The organism is Brevibacterium sp. ACRRH (assembly GCF_022346365.1).
Lineage (GTDB): Bacteria > Actinomycetota > Actinomycetes > Actinomycetales > Brevibacteriaceae > Brevibacterium > Brevibacterium paucivorans.
Map to the genome: position 1 here is coordinate 393113 of NZ_JAKRMN010000001.1, position 17178 is coordinate 410290.

Consider the following 17178-nt stretch of genomic DNA (forward strand, 5'->3'; position numbering starts at 1 on the left):
CAGGCACTGACAGGAGAATCATGGCTGAAAACATCAACGAAGAAGTCGAACTGACTGAATACTCGACCGAAACCCCTGCTGGCCAGGGCGAATCAGCATCCGGTGGCCGTGGACAGTCGCTCACTGCTCCAGGTTCCGGAGTTGGCCGTCGCAAGCAGGCTATTGCTCGCGTGCGCTTGGTTCCTGGCTCCGGCGAATGGAACATTAACGGTCGCGACCTTGCAACCTACTTCCCCAACAAGCTCCACCAGCAGCTGGTCAACGAACCATTCCGTCTGCTGGACCTGGAAGGCCGCTTTGACGTGTTCGTCCGCCTGCAGGGTGGTGGACCTTCCGGTCAGGCTGGTGCTGTTCGTTTGGGAATTGCTCGTTCGCTCAACGAGATTGACCGCGAAAACAACCGCCCAGAACTGAAGAAGGCTGGATTCCTGACCCGTGACGCTCGCGTACCTGAGCGTAAGAAGGCTGGTCTGAAGAAGGCACGTAAGGCTCCTCAGTTCTCGAAGCGTTAATACGTCTTACGCGCATGTGGCCCCGGTATGTACCGGGGCCACACGTGTTTATGGGTGCGCTTCTGGAGTGGGTGCTTAGGCAGACGCTGAACCAGAGGTTTGGGGTGTCTTAGATTTGGGTGCCCGAGGTGCCTCAGGCTTTGCGTCGTGAGTCGCCTGGGTGAGTGAAGCGTCGATGGTGGTGGCAACCATTCCGATGGCCAGACACCCTGTTGCCACGATCCAGACTCCCAGCACAAGGAAACTGCTCGTCACTGCCACAGTGAGGATCGCGATCACTCCCATAACCAATGGAAGCGCATAGCCCACCGGAGCGCCGTTGATACGGAGGTTAAGACCGAAGCAGGCGGCGCATATTAGCAAAATCGTGGGAGTGATGAAGGACGTAGCGGTAGGCATCGAGATCAGCAAAGCGCCAATGGTGGGGAGGACTATAGCCAGCACTCCCACCACGCGGGTGACCAGCAGGGCGATGCGTCGAACACGTTCCGAACGCAGTTCAATCGATTGCGAAAACGCGTACCCAGCAAGAACGAACGCCTGGCCGATAAAGAACAACCATTGTTCAGAATCAGCTTCGATGACAAGCGTAAACATACTCACAGCTACAAGAGCGAGCAAACTGCCCCCGGCCCAGGTCAAGCGGTGAAGAGAGTTCGTGAGGTGAAAAAGATACGGAACGCACGCAATCACCCCCGGTATGAGAGTCAGTAGTCCAACTCCAAAGCCATTGATAATTGGCGTGGACGTTTCTTGTGGATAGAACGACGAGGCACAAAAGATTGCAAGTGCTACCGATGCGAAGAGCGTCGTAACTGAGGTGAGAACGTATGACCGGCTCATGTTGCCTCTTTCTCGAGACTCGCGGATATGCGAGTGGTTAAATTTACTATCGCACCGAGTCACATGGCTTTTGTTTCAAAAGTGGTATCGGTTGGGTAAAGTTCCGTTACGTGTAACAGCCGGGCAAGTGGTAACCGAATTGTGTCAGTGCCTCTGGCTACACTTGAACAAACTGCAGTAGATGTGAAAGTGGGACTCATGGGTCGTCTGTTTGGAACCGACGGAGTACGTGGATGCGCAAACCGAGACATTACAGCACGGTTAGCTCTCCAACTGTCGGTTGCAGCGAGTCGCGTGCTAGGAAAGCCTGAACAATCAGGAAACCATCGTCCGCGCGCAATTGTTGGACGCGACACCCGAATCAGTGGAGACTTCTTGTCGGCTGCAGTAGCTGCGGGAATCGCTTCGACTGGTGTAGACGTGTGGGACGCAGGAGTCCTCCCAACCCCCGGTGTTGCCTACGCTGTGAAGGCCACGGGGGCAGAATTCGGTGTGGTTCTTTCCGCTTCTCACAACCCCATGCCCGACAACGGAATCAAGTTCTTTGGTCCTGGTGGAACCAAACTCGACGACGCTGTTGAAGACGAAATCACGGCCCTTGTCGACGTGAACTGGCAGCGCCCCATTGCCGAAAACGTTGGACGGATTCAGCGCTACCCGGCTGCTGCCGACGAATTTACAGAACACCTGGTCGCCGGTCTGGGCGACAAGGTGACACCACTTCAGGGCCTCACCGTTGTCGTTGACTGTGCCCACGGTGCCGCATCTATTGTGGGACCAGCGGCTTTGCGCCAAGCAGGTGCCGAAGTCATCGTGACCGCTGCCGAACCCACAGGTTTGAACATCAACGACGGGGTGGGTTCCACGCACATTGATAACCTCCAGCGTGCGGTCCTGGAACAGTCCGCCGATTTGGGTGTGGCATTCGACGGTGACGCCGACCGGTGCTTGGCAGTGGACGCCCGCGGACGTGAAGTCAACGGCGACCAAATCATGGGAATCCTAGCGATCGGTCTGAAAGAAGACGGGAAGCTCGCACACGACACGTTGGTGACCACCGTCATGAGCAACCTGGGCCTCCGCCTTGCCATGGAACGCTACGGCATTGACACCGTACAGACCGCGGTAGGGGACCGGTACGTGCTTGAGCGCATGAAAGCGGACGGTTACTCCTTGGGTGGTGAACAGTCCGGCCACATCCTCATGCTCGACCACGGTTCAACCGGTGACGGTGTCCAGACTGCTCTACACCTCATGCACCGTATGGCCACCTCGAAGCGCACACTCGCGGACCTTGCAGCAGAAATCCCTAACCTGCCTCAGGTCCTTATCAATGTGAAAGACGTTGACAAGAGTCGCACTGCAGACCCTGCCGTTGCGGCAGAAGTGACAGCCGTCGAAAACGAACTGGGAGCAACTGGTCGCGTCCTTCTTCGTGCTTCGGGAACCGAACCCGTTATCCGCGTCATGGTAGAAGCCGAAAGCGAAGAAGTAGCTCAGCAGCAGGCGCAGCGCTTGGCCGATGTCGTAAAGACTCACTTGGCACTGTAAATGACACCCAAGTTTGCGACCGCCATCGCAACAGCCGGAGCTACAGCCGTCGCGACTCTTATCGTTTCGGCTGTGTCGCTGGCACTCCGGCCCGTCACACAGGACGGTATCCTCTACGTATTCAGCCGTTTAACCACCTCGGTGTTGGTCGTGGGTGCAATCGCTACTGCCCTGGCGTTTGTCATCGGTTTCGTGCGCGCCAACTACCAGGGGCACCCGGCGGCGAACACGCCTGGACGTCCCAAATGGCTCGCACTCACCGCGTTGTTTGTTGCATTCGGACCTGCGGTCATCATGTACATGCTCACAGTCATGTGGCTCACCAACGCCATGTATGTAGGGGCGCTCGCCCTGTTGGTTGGTCTCGTTGCTGGGCCGCTCTTTGCGATCGCAATCCGCCCCATTGGGCGCCTCATTCGCGAGCCCGGGCCTTCGGGAAAGAAGTCGTAGACGGCACACTTTTAGCGGGCATTGCCGGCTGACGCTTGAGGCTTTCACGTGGTTTCTTGGTCCGCGAACTGCGTCTCATATAGCTCGGCATACCGGCCACCGGCCGACAGCAACTCGGAGTGCGAACCACGCTCCACAATGCGCCCGTCTTCCACCACCAAAATCTGCGAAGCCGAACGCACGGTAGACAAACGGTGAGCGATCACAATAGCCGTGCGACCGGTCATTGCCTCGTTTAACGCCTGCTGGACCGCCACCTCGTTGGTGGAATCCAAAGCACTCGTCGCCTCATCAAGCACCACAACCGGAGGAGCGGCCAGAAGCAAACGCGCAATCGTCAAACGTTGTCGCTCGCCTCCAGAGAGCCGATACCCGCGTTCGCCAATGACCGTGTCGACGCCGTCAGGCAATGCGTCAACAACGCCAGACATGCGGGCTCGTTGTAGGGCGGACTGGATTTCTTGGTCCGTGGCATCCGGTTTGGCAAGAACAAGATTTTCACGAATCGAATCGTGGAACAGATGCCCGTCCTGCGTCACCATGCCCACGCCAGCCTTGAGGTCGGCAAAAGCAACCTCGCGGGCATCTACACCGCCCAGTCGCACACAGCCCGAGGACGGGTCATACAAACGTGGCACCAAGGACGCGATCGTCGACTTGCCTGCCCCAGACGAACCCACGAGCGCAACCGTCGACCCGGCAGGTACCGTAAACGAAATACCGTGCAACACCTCGGCGGGTTCCCGCGTATCCAACGCAGTCACATCTTCCAACGACGCAAGCGACACCTGGGCGGCCGACGGGTACGTGAAATGCACGCGGGCGAACTTCACGGACAGGGCGCCTGACGGCAAGGGACGTGGGTGCTCAGGCTCAGTAATGACAGGTTTGAGGTCCAAAACCTCAAAGATCCGCTCAAAGCTCACCACGGCACTCACGAAGTCCATCCGCGCATTCGCAAGCATGGTCAGCGGGGCGTACAGGCGCGTCAGAAGCATCGCCAAGGTCACCACCATGCCCGCGTTGAGCTGACCCTTCACCGCCTCGAAACCGCCCAAACCGTACACCAAGGCCAGTGCCAAAGCCGACACCAAGGTCAGTGCCGTCACGAACGTGGTCTGCAACATGGCGGTGCGGACGCCAATCGCTCGGACCCGGTCAGCACGCTGAGCGAACTGCTCAGACTCCCGCCTCGGTGAGCCGAACAGCTTCACCAGTGTGGCACCTCCGGCGTTGAAACGCTCGGTCATGCGGGTGGACATCGCCGCGTTGAGGTCAGACGCCTCGAACTGAAGCTTGGCCAACTTCGACGCCAAGAACCGTGCCGGCAACAGGTAGATCGGTAGCAAAATGAGCGACAAAACAGTCACCTGCCACGAATACGCAAACATGACACCCAACGTGAGTAGGAGCGACACCAGGTTGGACGCAACGGACGGCAGTGTGTTCGCAAAGGCGCGCTGAGCTCCCATGACGTCGGTGCTCAAACGAGAAATCAAGGCCCCAGTGCGTGTCCGGTTAAAGAACGCCACTGGCATGGTCTGCACGTGGTCGAAAACCGCTGTACGCAAATCGAAAATGAGCCCTTCGCCCACTTGAGCGGAAAACCACCTGTTGATCAACGACAATGCGGCGTCCACAAGCGCAATGACACCCATCGCAACAGCAAGCCACACAATCGTGGACACCGGCCCACCTTCCGTGATCGCGTTGACCACGCGACCAGACAAAATTGGTGTGATGACGCCTACGAGCGCGGCCAGAGCGGAAAGCGCAATGTACGCCACCATGCGACCGCGATGACGGCGGGCAAACGTGAGGATCCTGCCCACCGTGGACCAGCTCACCGACTGCGACTTACCACCGTACTTCTGTGCAGCCGTGGCACGGCGCAACACCATGTGCGGCGAAATGTTCGACATTCAGATACCTAAAGCAGATCTCTCAAGCAGCCACGCTTACAACTTCCGCAACTGGATGCTCTTTACCTTGTGATCACTGGCCTTTTTCAGAATCAGGTCCGCACGACCTCGGCTGGGAAGAACATTCTGCGTCAAGTTAGGTGCGTTAATAGAGTCCCAAATTTCGCCTGCCAAGGTGACAGCTTCCTCGCGTGTCAGCTGCGAATACTTGTGGAAGTACGAGTCAGGGCGCGTAAACGCACCCTCCTGCAGGCTCAAGAAACGGCGGATGTACCACTCGCGGATGTCGCTTGTGTTGGCATCGACGTAAACGGAGAAGTCAAAGTAGTCGCTCACCGCTACACCAATCCGGCCGTCAGTACGTGGACGTGGAGCCTGGAGCACGTTCAGCCCCTCAACGATCACGACGTCGGGGGAACGGACGGTCACCTCGGCGCCCTCAATGATGTCGTACGTGTGGTGCGAATACACGGGTGCGCGTGCTTCCGGTGCGCCCGCCTTGATCTTCGCCAAGAACCGCAATAACCGCCTGCGGTCATACGATTCGGGGAAACCTTTTCGGTCAGCAATTCCGCGACGTTCAAGTTCCGCGTTAGGGAACAGGAAGCCATCAGTGGTGATGAGTTCGACGCGGGGAGTGTCGGGCCACCTGGACAACATTTCACGCAACACACGCGCCGTTGTCGATTTTCCAACCGCCACGGAACCTGCAACCCCAATGACAAATGGGGTGCGTTTGGGAGTCAGGTCCTTGCCCTTTTCGCGTAGGGGTGTGAAGAATTCGCGTGTCATCTGGTATTTGTTGCCACGGGCGGCCACGTACACGCTCAAAAGTTCAGACAGTGGAAGGTAGACGGAACGGACTTCGTCCAAGTCGATGCGTTCACCCAAACCGCGCACTCGCTCAACTTCCTTCTCCGTCAATGGCAAAGACGTCGACTCCGCAAGTCCTGCCCACGACTCCCGATCGAACAGCCAATAGGGTGACGGAAGTGAGTCCGAATCCGGTCGCAAACCGGCAAGTCGACGTGCGGGATCAAGATGGGTCAGCGCATTCATAGCCCACATTCTCCCACTTTTCCCACACCCTTCCACCTTTAACGTCACATTTCGGCTTGATCCCACTCATCCATGTCATGCTCTATTTCTCGACTGGCTACGTAATCGGTACGATTAGTCACATGTGTGGAATTGTGGGATATGTATCTTCTACCCGTGCCCAGTCTGTCAATGGAGCTGAGCAGGCAGTAACCAATCGCGACCATTCAGTCATCGACGTTGTTATGGGTGGTCTCAAGCGTATGGAATACCGGGGTTACGACTCCGCAGGTGTTGCGCTTGCGACCCCTGGACAGCCAATGTTCAGCGAGAAAAAGTCCGGTAAATTGTCCAACCTCAAGGACGCGTTGGAAACTCACCAGATTCCGGATGCCACAACAGGAATTGGCCACACACGCTGGGCTACCCACGGTGGACCCACCGACCAGAACGCGCACCCTCACCTGGCTGACGACGGTAAGCTGGCGCTCATTCACAACGGAATCATTGAGAACTTCGCGCCACTGAAAGAACGCCTTGAAGCTGAAGGCGCTCAGTTTGCTTCCGAAACCGACACGGAAGTCGCCGCTCAGCAGCTCGCCAAGAACTACCGGGAAACCGGCAACTTGACCGAAGCCATGCGCATCACCGCTTCCCAGCTTGAAGGTGCGTTCACACTCTTGGCTATTCACCAGGACGTCCCGGACACTGTTGTGGCCGCTCGTCGTAACAGCCCGCTGGTCATTGGTCTGGGCGACGGTGAAAACTTCCTGGGATCAGATGTTGCAGCGTTCATTGACTACACGCGCAATGCGGTTGAAATTGGTCAGGACCAGGTCGTGACCATCACGCCGGAATCAGTCGACATCATCGACACTGACAACAACCCGGTCGAAGGCAAGTCATACACGGTTGACTGGGACCCAGCGACCGCTGAAAAGGGTGGCTTTGCGTCGTTCATGGATAAGGAAATCCACGACCAGCCACAGGCTGTTGCTGACACTTTGCTGGGTCGCACCGACCAGAACGGCAATCTGCAGCTCTCAGAGATGAACATTGACGAATCGGTGCTGAAGAGCATCGACAAGATTGTTGTGATTGCGTGTGGAACGGCTGCCTACGCTGGCCAGGTTGCCCGCTACGCAATCGAGCACTGGTGCCGTATCCCCACCGAGGTCGAGCTGGCTCACGAGTTCCGTTACCGCGACCCTGTCGTCACTGAGAAGACCTTGGTTGTGGCGATCAGCCAGTCGGGTGAAACCATGGATACACTCATGGCCGTGCGTCACGCACGCGAACAGGGCGCTAAGGTGATTGCGATTTGCAATACGTACGGTTCCACCATTCCGCGTGAATCTGACGGCGTGCTCTACACCCACGCTGGCCCAGAAATCGCGGTTGCTTCTACCAAGGCGTTCTTGGCCCAGATCGTCGCCTGCTACCTGCTTGGTCTGTACTTGGCGCAGCTACGTGGCAACAAGTACCAGGACGAAATCAAGGTCATCCTGGACGAACTTGAAGAGATGCCTGGCAAGATCGAACGCCTTCTGGACGAAAACAAGCAGCAGGTACTCGACCTCGCGCAGTCCATGCGGGACACTTCTTCGGTCCTGTTCTTGGGGCGTCACGTGGGCTTCCCCGTTGCTATGGAAGGTGCGCTTAAGCTCAAGGAGCTCGCCTACATCCACGCTGAAGGCTTTGCCGCAGGTGAACTCAAGCACGGTCCTATTGCCCTGATCGACGAAGGTCAGCCGGTGTTCATCGTGGTGCCAAGCCGTGCTTCGCGTTACTCGCTGCACGACAAAGTGGTTTCCAACATCCAAGAAGTCCGAGCTCGTGGCGCCAAAACGATCGTGATCGCAGAAGAAGGCGACACGGCGGTGGAACAGTTCGCATCCGACGTCATCTACGTGCCTGCAACGCCTACGCTTTTGGCGCCACTGCTGACCACGATCCCGCTACAGATCTTCGCGATGGAACTGGCGTCTGCCAAGGGCTTGGACGTTGACCAGCCACGTAACCTCGCCAAGTCAGTCACGGTCGAGTAAACTTCAACAACACTTCAAGGCTGATTCGTAACCGTGGCCATCATTGGGATCGGAGTCGATATTGCCGATGTCGAGCGGTTCCGCGAACACATTGAACGGGTTCCGGAACTGCTGGACCGGCTACTCACGCCGGCTGAGCAGTTAAAGAAGAACGGCCAGAGACGCACCCCGGAGTCCCTGGCCGCCCGATTTTCCGCTAAAGAGGCCCTGGTGAAGGCCCTGCAGCTGCCTCAGATTATTCCGTGGCAGGAAGCTGAAATCGTGTCTGCGTTTTCGGGCGCGCCCAGTTTCCGGCTCTCCGGTTGGGTTCTTCAGCACTTCCGCGACATGGGAGGCGAGACGATCCACGTCTCAATTACCCACGACGCGGGCCGGACGGTCACGTTCGTCGTAGTTGAAGGGAACCCGGTGCGCAGTCACCCGCCCGTTGACCAGCCGGCTCCTTTGCTTCCAGGTTCGCCCGAGGCGTTGGCGGCTCTCGCTGAATTCCGCCAGCGTGCTGAAGAGAGTCGGGAAGCGCGTCGCAAGGCGCGCGAGGAAGCACGTCGTAACGCGGAGTAAGGTGCGCGAGCGCTGCCTTTACAGCTGGAAGGTCAGGCGCGCGCCACCTTCCAAGGTGTGCGACTCTCCGTTGACGAACACGCTCACGGAGTGGGTTTCGCGTGAACGAGACACCAGCGTGAGCTCAGTGTGCGTGACGTACACCTCGATGATCTGGCCCTGGAACAGAACTCGGAAACGAGCGTCGGCAACGTGTTTTGGCAGGTTCGGGTAGAACTCGATCCGGTTGAACCGGATGAGCACGCCGGCGAACGCGCGCACAATGACGTCGACGGTTCCCGCCATGGCACCCAGGTGGATACCTTCTGCGGTTGATCCCCACTGGGTGTCGTCAATGTCGATACGCAGGGCTTCTTGCCATTCGTTCCATGCGTCTTCGCGACCAATCATGCCCAGAACAGCAGCGTTAGCGACCCGGGACAAGCTGGACCCGTTGGTTGAATGTGCCACGTAGTAGTCGATGGTGCGTTCAACTTCTTCGTCGCTCATGTCGTAACCCATGCGGCGCAGTTCTTTGACCACGCCCGTGGGCCCCAACAGGTAGAACAACATGTTGACGTCAGCCTGTTTAGACAGTTTGTAATTGTTGGTCGAATCGTCTTCTGATTCCAAAATCAGATCCATACGCCCGATGTTTCCGTACCTGCGACGGTACGCGTCGAAGTCCAGGTCCTTGAGGTCTTCGTACCCCGCGAACTGGCTGATCCGCCCATCCGGTGCGAACGGCACGTACAAGCGTGCGGCCATGCGTTCCCACAAGGTGACTTCTTCTGGGTCGATGTTGAGCCTGAACTCCAGTTCATCGGCTTCGTGGGAGGACAGCACTTCAAAAATGCGCACCGCGTGGCGTGCCAGCCATGCAACCATGACATTGGTATAGGCGTTGTCGTCCACACCGGACCCAGGTGTTCCCGGGTACCCGTCGTGGTATTCGTCGGGTCCCATCACCTTGCGGATGTGGTAGCGGTCTTCGGCCGCGTCGTACTCGGTCATCGAGGCGAATAGGCGCACAATTTCGATGATGAGCTCACCACCCTGCTCCGCCAACCACTTGGTGTCGGCAGTCGCGCGGTAGTGCTGCCACGCGTTGTACGCCACGGCAAGCCCCACGTGGTATTGCCTGCGCGAGTTGTCTGGCATCCACCGGTTAGAGCGGTGGTTCCACAGTTCCTCGGGCGTTTCTTCACGCCCGTCTGAACCTGACTGCCATGGGAACTGAGCTCCCTTGAAACCGGATTCGCGTGCTAGCTGGCGGGCAGCGTCGAGCCTGCGCCACCTGTACATGAGCAGGGATTTGGAGATCTCGGGGAACCTCATGTTCAGCAACGGCATGACGAATACTTCGTCCCAGAAGATGTGCCCGCGGTACCCCTCTCCGGTCATGCCGCGCGCTGTAGTTCCCACGTCCTGTGCCACGGTATGCGGCGACATGGACTGGATGAGGTGGAACGTGTGCAGATCCACCATGAGCTGTGTTTGGGTTGCTGATCCCGAGGTGGTCTCCACCTCCACTCCGAACCGGTCCCACAGCTTGGCAAGGGCTGCTCGGTGTCCCGGGAGGAGCGCTGTAAAGCTACAGTCGGGCAGCCAGTCGAGGTGCTGGACTGCACCTCCGCGCACTGAACTCAAGGCGGGGTCACGGGAGTGGACGGTCGCGGTCACCGTGTCGAAGTCGTAAGCGTGACCAGGGTAAACAGTAAACGCGTGTTCACGGTAGATCGCTTTTCCACGCTCGTTTTCTTCGCTCACCGTTTCGACGTCGTATCCCATAGTCTCCCCGGGAACGCGCTGGGTGGAGAAATCCACGCGCTGTTCTGTCACGCGGGTGCGCTGGGCCATGGCCACACGAGTCCGGCTCTGTTCGGTGATGACTTCGGTGAGCAGGGTGCCGTCGTCGAGTACCTTCGCGTGGCGGGTCTCAATGTGCTGTTTGGCCAGCTGGTCGTATTCGGCCACGTTGTCGTTGTTGACGCGCGCGTCAATCCCCAAACGCACATGCACCTTTTGCGGTTCGTCGCTGAGCGTCTCCACGCGGGTAAGTGTGGCGCTCAAGTGCTGTTTGTCCATGGACACGATGCGGCGTTGGCACAGTTTGAGCGAACGCCCGTGCGGGTCTTGAACGACTAGGTGACGCACCAGCGCGCCGTCGTCAAAGTTGAGGGTGCGTTCTTCGGACACCACGGTGAGTCCGCGGTCCGACAGCCATTCCCCGTCAGCGAACTTCACATCCAGGGCGGCCCAGTGTGGCAGGTTCACCATGGATTCGTGAACTTGGGTGCGCCCTTGAACGGTTGACGTGAGGCGGTTGAAGATCCCAGCGATGTAGGCTCCGGGTGCCCCGCGGTGTCCTGTTTTGATCTCCGAGGCGGTTCCTCGGATGGCCATGTACCCGTTGCCCAGGGTGGTGAGGGTGGCGCGCTTGCCTTTGTGGTGGTCTTCGCCACCCACGTAGACGAGCGTGCGGGGGCGGTCGCGACGCTCGCCCAGGTCGAGTTCGTGCAGGTCGCCGATGACCACATCGGCGCCAGCGTCAGTGAGTTCGTCGCGGTTACCGTGGCGGTCAACACCAATAACTAGGCCAAATTTTCCGGCTCGCCCCGCTTGCACACCAGAGATCGCGTCTTCAACGACAACGGCGTTGCGGGGTTCTACGCCGAGGTCGTTGGCGGCTCGGAGGAACGTGTCGGGTTGGGGTTTGCCTGGGAGGTTTTCGTCCCGTGCGGTCTGCCCGTCGACGATCGTGTCGAAGAGTTCGGTGATCTGCGCGTTGTCTAAGAGGGCGGGCGCGTTGCGGCTGGCAGTGACGAGGCCGATCTTGCGTCCACCTGCCCGCAGACGCTCGATGAGGTTGATGGTCCCTGGGAAGGTGCGCACACCTTGTTTCTTGAGTTCGTCGTTGAACGCGTCGTTCTTGTGACGGGCAAGCCCGTGAACGGTCAGGGCGCCTGCCGGGTCGTCGTCATCGCCTTCCGGAAGCGTGATGCCACGGGACGCGAAGAACTCACGGACGCCGTCTTCGCGTGGGCGCCCGTCGACGTACGCCCGGTAGTCGGTGGCGATAGAGAACTCAGATGCGTCGAGTTCTTCCGGGAACTCGACTGCTGCGTCTTTGAGCTTGGGGTTGGCCAGCGCGGAGTCAAACAGTTGCTTCCACGCGGCCGCATGGAGTGAAGCGGTGTCGGTGACGACTCCGTCCATGTCGAAGATCACTGCGTCGTACGGTGGGGTGGCTGTGAGAACCTCAGTCATATATCTAGCTCATCACGAATGAGTGACGTGTGGGTGAACGTGCCTGCCTTGTTCAGAACTTTTTGTGTTTGTTTGACCACTGTGTTCTGCCCGCGACTAGGTTTACTAGGCTTAACGTCATGACGGCGAACGAAAACTTATTCAAGAAGGTTGTGGAAGTTTCGGAGCAGTTGGCTCCCCGGTTGCGTGACATTCGCACGCGTATTCACCAGAACCCCGAACTGGGACTCAAACTTCCCGCCACACAAAAGACCGTGTTGGACGCGCTTCACGGTTTGGATCTTGAAATAACGACTGGAACGAATCTGGATTCGGTCGTAGCCGTGTTACGTGGTGACAAGCGTGGCGACAACCCTCAAGCGGTGCTCCTGCGCGGTGACATGGACGCATTGCCCGTGACCGAAGCGACCGGGTTTGAGTTTGCCTCGACAAACGGAAACATGCACGCGTGTGGTCACGACCTGCACGTCACTGGGCTCATTGGAGCCGCCCACGTTTTGCACGCCTGCAAGAGCGAACTGGCCGGTGACGTGGTGTTCATGTTCCAACCGGGTGAAGAAGGCTACGACGGGGCCGGAAAGATGGTCGACGAAGGCGTACTCGACGCCGCCGGTGTCCCAGTTGTAGCGGCCTACGGAGTCCACGTTTCCGCCGATCAGCCCCCAGGTCACGTGTACTCCAAACCGGGTTCGTACATGGCGTCTGCGAACAACCTGGAAATCACTGTCCGCGGCCGAGGTGGTCACGCCGCCCGTCCGGAAGCCGCCTTGGATCCGGTGCAGGTTGGGGCAGCGATCGTGGGACAGTTGCAAGAGTTTGTGTCCCGGCACTTCTTTGCGTGGGACCCCGTGGTGCTCACGGTGGGTCAGTTCCAGGCAGGAACTGCGCCCAACGTCATTCCCGATTCCGCGTATCTAGCGGCGAGCGTACGCACGTTTTCGGAAGAAACCACACGCGAATGCGAACGGGTGCTCCCCGCCCTGGTGGAAGGGATTGCGCAGGCTCACGGCCTGACCGCGGAAGCCAACATGTACCGCCTGCTGCCGGCCACCACCAACAACAACGACGAAAACGCTCTGTTCCTCGAAACCGCTGAAGCGCTGTTCGGCTCCGAACGTGTCCACCTCATGGAACACCCGCGGGTGGGGTCTGAAGACTTCTCCCGCATCCTCGACCTCGTCCCCGGATCGTATGGCCACTTCGGTGCGGCATACGGGCCGGAAGATACATGGGAAGCTAACCATTCACCTCGGGCGCGGCACACGGATACAGCGCTAGGTGACCAGGCGGCGTTTCTAGCCGCGCTGGCACTCAACCGTTTGAGCAAGGACTAACATGCAACCGCTGTATACCTCGCAACACGTGCGCGACGCGGAAGCGCCTCTTCTGGCCGCTGGGCAGGGCAAGGAACTCATGCTGAAAGCGGCCACGGGGCTGGCGCATGTGGTTGTGCGGGAACTGCGGAAAAAGTACGGGAACGTGTATGGGACCCGGGCGGTCGCGTTGGTGGGTTCGGGCAACAACGGTGGCGACGCGCTGTACGCGCTGGCGTTTTTAGCCCGCCGAGGTGTCCGTTGCCAAGCCGTGACCGTCGCCCAATCTGCGCACGAGGAAGGGGCGGCCGCCGCGGTGGCTGCGGGCGTACGGGTCACTACGGAGTGGGACGGGGCGCTGGAAGCCGACGTGGTCATCGACGGGATCTTAGGGACCGGCGCGTCTGGGGCGCTGCGCGAACCGTTGGCGAGCCAGCTGACCGCGTGGCAAAACGAGGCGTGCGATCAGCTGTGCATTGCCGTCGATGCCCCCACGGGTGTGAACGCGTCCACGGGCGAGGTCGATCCGCACGCGGTGCGCGCGACTCACACGGTGACTTTTGGCATGTTGAAAGCCGGGCTGTTTGTGCAGCCCGGGGCTGCGTATTGCGGCCAGGTTGAGTGCGTGGACATCGGCTTGACCAGCACGGACGCCCCGGCGGGCTACCTGCACACCACGGCACGTGTGCCAGCGCCGGAGGAGAGCGACCACAAGTACTCACGTGGAGTCCTTGGCGTTGCAGCCGGGTCACGGCAGTATCCCGGTGCTGCGGTGTTGACCTCGCTTTCCGCGCAGAACACCGGCGTGGGCATGGTGCGGTACGTGGGTGGTGCGACTGAGCTGGTCATGCATTCCGTGCCCGAGGTGGTTACCGGTTGGGGTCGCGTTCAAGCCTGGGTTGTGGGCCCGGGGGCGCCGGAAGATGAACTGGTCGATGAGGTGTTGGATGAGGCGTATGAGAACTCGTTGCCGGCCGTGATCGACGCAGGCGCGCTGGCACGTGTGAACAAGGTACGCAACAACTGGGTTCTCACTCCACACGCAGGTGAAGCCCAAGCGCTGTGCGAGTCACGCGGGTGGGCCGTGACGCGTGAGGAGATTGAGTCAGCGCCTGCGCACTGGGCACGTCGCTTGGCATCTGAACTGGGTTGTTGCGTGCTGTTGAAAGGTGCGCGCACTGTCATCAGTGAACCCGACGGCACCGTCCACGCAACCCCTGTAGGTCCGGCGCGCTTGGCAACAGCAGGCAGCGGAGATGTTTTGGCCGGCATCATGGGTGCCCTCATGGCAACCGAGCAACCGGGTGGTTCGCGGAGTGCCGCTGTAGTCGCGGCGAACGCTGTTCTGATTCACCACGCAGCTGCCGGAACCCGCGCATTGGAAACCGCTCAGACTATTCTGGAAGTCGCACGTTCGCACAGGGAGGATTCATGACGTCTGCACCGCTGACGGCCGTGATTGATACGCGCGCACTCGTCCACAATGTGCAACTGTTGCAGGACCGCGCGGCAGGAAAACAACTCGTCGCAATCGTCAAAGCCGATGCCTATGGGCACGGCGTGAATCTGGTTGTGCCTGCTCTGGCTCGCGCTGGGGTGACACAATTTGGCACTGCGACAATTCCCGAAGCTTTAGCCGTGAAAGACATTCTTGCTGACCTGAGCGATCAGCGCGACCACACTGTCATGTGTTGGCTGTATGAACCGCAGGCTGACCTCTCTGAACCCGTTGAACGCGGAATCGAGCTGGGCGTGGGATCACCGGCGGCACTCGAAGCAATTTTCAACGCGGCTCACACCACCGGGAAAACCGCGCGTATCCACCTCAAAGTCGACACGGGACTGGGACGCAACGGTCTCAACCGCATGCAACTGCAACTGGTGCTAGAACAACTGTCCACCGCACAGGGTGTGAAAGTGTGCGGTGTTATGACACACCTCGCGTGTGCTGACGAACCCAAAAATGACTTCAATACGATCCAGGTTGAGCGATTCAACCAGGATGTGGACACCGTAAAAACAACGCTCGGGATCGACACCCTCATGGAGCACATCGCCAACTCACCAGCGATCCTCTCCATGGATCCGGTGCCCGGAAACACGGTGCGTGCCGGTGTGGCCATATACGGACTCAGCCCTTTTGAAGGAGAAAACCGCGCCTACTCGGAAGGCCTCCAACCTGCGATGACACTGGTCTCGCACGTGTGCGCAGCCAAGGACGTGCCTGCAGGCCAAGGTGCCTCATACGGGTTGCGGTATACCACCTCGGCGCCGTCCAAATTTGCGCTTATTGCCGGCGGGTACGGGGACGGAATCCCGCGCCAAGCCTCCCAAAAAGCGCATGTGGCCATTCACGGCAAAGCGTTCCCCGTCGTGGGGTCGATCGCAATGGACCAGATGATCGCCGACGTGGGCGATGCGCAAGTGTCGCCAGGGGACCCCGTGGTGGTCTGGGGCAACGGTGGCCCGCACGTCGACGAATGGGCGCAGTGGGCGGGCACCATCAACTACGACATCGTCACACGCTTGGGAGCTCGCGTGCCGCGCATAGAACAGGAGCACACGTGATCCTCACGTCGTCCGTGGAACAGACAGCCATTTTTGCCCGCGTGCTGGCCGCTCATGTGCAGGCCGGGGACGTGATTCTGCTGACTGGGAACCTGGGTGCCGGGAAAACGACGCTTACCCAGATGATCGGGAAGGAGCTCAACGTGCGTGGCCGGATCACCTCGCCCACGTTCGTCATTGCGCGTGAACACCAAGCGGTGGGAGACGGGCCGGGGCTTGTTCACGTCGACGCGTATCGTTTAGAAGACGCGATGGAGCTGGACGACCTGGACCTCGACTCTGAACTTGACGACATGGTCACCATCATCGAATGGGGCCGAGGCAAGGCAGAACAGTTGAGCGATTCGTACTTGGACATCTTCATCGACAGGCCCGAACCCGACCCCGAATCCGAAGCCCGCACCTACACGCTAGGCGCGCACGGTCCACGGTGGGAAGGCCGAGTCGAACAGCTGACAACCGCATGCCAGGAGGCGCTGTGATCACTCTGGCGATTGACACCTCGGCGGCGGCGAGCGTGGCACTGGTGGACTCAAACGGGGAAGTACGCGCCCAGCGCACCACGTTCAGCGCCCGCAAACACGCCGAATTTGTAGGCCCCGCAATCCGCGAAATCACCCAGGACGTGAAGCCGCAGCGGGTGATCGTGGGCGTGGGGCCCGGGCCTTTCACCGGCTTGCGCGCTGGGATCGCCACCGGGATCGGATACGCGCTCGGTTTGGGTATTCCCATCTATGGTGTGCGCAGCCACGACGCGTTAGCGTTCCGCGCAGCAGCCCACGGAATCACAGGCGACGTCACGGTCGCCACCGACGCCCGCCGCAAAGAGGTGTACGCAACCACCTACCGCTTGGGATCTACCGTGACCGTGATCGACGGGCCGCGCGTGGTCCTCCCGGCCGGCCTCACGCCGGCGGCCGCCCGGATTGGGCGAGGTTTTGCGCTCTACGCGGAAACCCTGGGCAACCCAGCACGTACGGAAGACGAATTCACCGAACCCACGGCCGGCGACCTCGGCCTGTGCGCCCAGCCGGAACCGGGCAACCCGGAGGAGCTGGGGGCGCTTCTCGACACCTCGCCGCTGTACTTGCGCGAACCGGACGCCCAGCCCCGGCAATGATCG

Annotated in this window: 14 protein-coding genes; 10 read left to right on the forward strand and 4 right to left on the reverse strand. The window is 59.6% G+C overall.

The window, feature by feature from the left end; translation table 11 throughout:
• The first annotated feature begins 20 nt into the window (after positions 1–20).
• The gene (gene rpsI / locus MHX53_RS01805; RefSeq protein WP_204514811.1) at positions 21–512 is read left to right on the forward strand and encodes a 30S ribosomal protein S9; all 492 of its coding nucleotides are present in this window, start codon (positions 21–23) and stop codon (positions 510–512) included.
• 75 nt (positions 513–587) lie between these two features.
• On the opposite strand, the gene MHX53_RS01810 is transcribed toward rpsI, so the two are convergent.
• Positions 588–1355 (reverse strand): hypothetical protein, encoded by a 768-nt coding sequence (locus tag MHX53_RS01810; protein WP_239271043.1) that lies wholly within the window; start codon positions 1353–1355, stop codon positions 588–590.
• A gap of 198 nt (positions 1356–1553) precedes the next feature.
• On the opposite strand from MHX53_RS01810, the gene glmM reads away from it, so the two are divergent.
• Positions 1554–2906 carry a phosphoglucosamine mutase gene (gene glmM, locus MHX53_RS01815; RefSeq protein WP_239271044.1) on the forward strand — a complete coding sequence of 451 codons (1353 nt, stop codon included), beginning with the start codon at positions 1554–1556 and terminating at the stop codon, positions 2904–2906.
• Positions 2907–3356: a hypothetical protein gene (locus MHX53_RS01820; RefSeq protein ID WP_239271045.1), complete on the forward strand. Its 450-nt coding sequence runs from the start codon at positions 2907–2909 to the stop codon at positions 3354–3356. It begins immediately after the preceding gene.
• Between the two features lie 44 nt (positions 3357–3400).
• Here the strand turns inward: MHX53_RS01820 and MHX53_RS01825 are convergent, their stop codons facing one another.
• Positions 3401–5278 carry an ABC transporter ATP-binding protein gene (locus tag MHX53_RS01825; RefSeq protein ID WP_239271046.1) on the reverse strand — a complete coding sequence of 626 codons (1878 nt, stop codon included), beginning with the start codon at positions 5276–5278 and terminating at the stop codon, positions 3401–3403.
• Between the two features lie 36 nt (positions 5279–5314).
• On the reverse strand, positions 5315–6346 hold the full coding sequence (gene coaA, locus MHX53_RS01830) for a type I pantothenate kinase (protein ID WP_204514806.1): 1032 nt from the start codon (positions 6344–6346) through the stop codon (positions 5315–5317).
• A gap of 113 nt (positions 6347–6459) precedes the next feature.
• Between coaA and glmS the strand changes: the two genes are divergently transcribed.
• Positions 6460–8364, forward strand: a complete 1905-nt coding sequence (glmS, locus tag MHX53_RS01835; protein ID WP_239271122.1) for a glutamine--fructose-6-phosphate transaminase (isomerizing) — start codon at positions 6460–6462, stop codon at positions 8362–8364.
• A gap of 33 nt (positions 8365–8397) precedes the next feature.
• A complete protein-coding gene (locus MHX53_RS01840) occupies positions 8398–8925 on the forward strand; it encodes a holo-ACP synthase (protein WP_239271047.1) in 528 nt (175 codons plus the stop codon).
• Positions 8926–8943: 18 nt separating this feature from the next.
• On the opposite strand, the gene MHX53_RS01845 is transcribed toward MHX53_RS01840, so the two are convergent.
• Positions 8944–12174 carry a beta-phosphoglucomutase family hydrolase gene (locus MHX53_RS01845; RefSeq protein WP_239271048.1) on the reverse strand — a complete coding sequence of 1077 codons (3231 nt, stop codon included), beginning with the start codon at positions 12172–12174 and terminating at the stop codon, positions 8944–8946.
• 119 nt (positions 12175–12293) lie between these two features.
• Here MHX53_RS01845 and MHX53_RS01850 point away from each other — a divergent pair, with 119 nt between their 5' ends.
• The 5 genes from MHX53_RS01850 to tsaB are packed head-to-tail and all read left to right on the forward strand — an operon-like array spanning position 12294 to position 17175.
• Positions 12294–13508 carry a M20 family metallopeptidase gene (locus tag MHX53_RS01850; protein WP_239271049.1) on the forward strand — a complete coding sequence of 405 codons (1215 nt, stop codon included), beginning with the start codon at positions 12294–12296 and terminating at the stop codon, positions 13506–13508.
• Position 13509: 1 nt separating this feature from the next.
• Positions 13510–14922: an NAD(P)H-hydrate dehydratase gene (locus tag MHX53_RS01855; protein WP_239271050.1), complete on the forward strand. Its 1413-nt coding sequence runs from the start codon at positions 13510–13512 to the stop codon at positions 14920–14922.
• Complete coding sequence (alr, locus tag MHX53_RS01860; protein WP_239271051.1) at positions 14919–16055, forward strand: alanine racemase; 1137 nt, start codon at positions 14919–14921, stop codon at positions 16053–16055. The genes MHX53_RS01855 and alr overlap by 4 nt, the downstream gene beginning before the upstream one ends.
• Entirely contained in the window at positions 16052–16537 is a 486-nt protein-coding gene (gene tsaE, locus MHX53_RS01865; RefSeq protein WP_239271052.1) for a tRNA (adenosine(37)-N6)-threonylcarbamoyltransferase complex ATPase subunit type 1 TsaE, read from the forward strand. The genes alr and tsaE overlap by 4 nt, the downstream gene beginning before the upstream one ends.
• Positions 16534–17175 carry a tRNA (adenosine(37)-N6)-threonylcarbamoyltransferase complex dimerization subunit type 1 TsaB gene (gene tsaB, locus MHX53_RS01870; RefSeq protein ID WP_239271053.1) on the forward strand — a complete coding sequence of 214 codons (642 nt, stop codon included), beginning with the start codon at positions 16534–16536 and terminating at the stop codon, positions 17173–17175. The genes tsaE and tsaB overlap by 4 nt, the downstream gene beginning before the upstream one ends.
• Positions 17176–17178 lie beyond the last annotated feature (3 nt).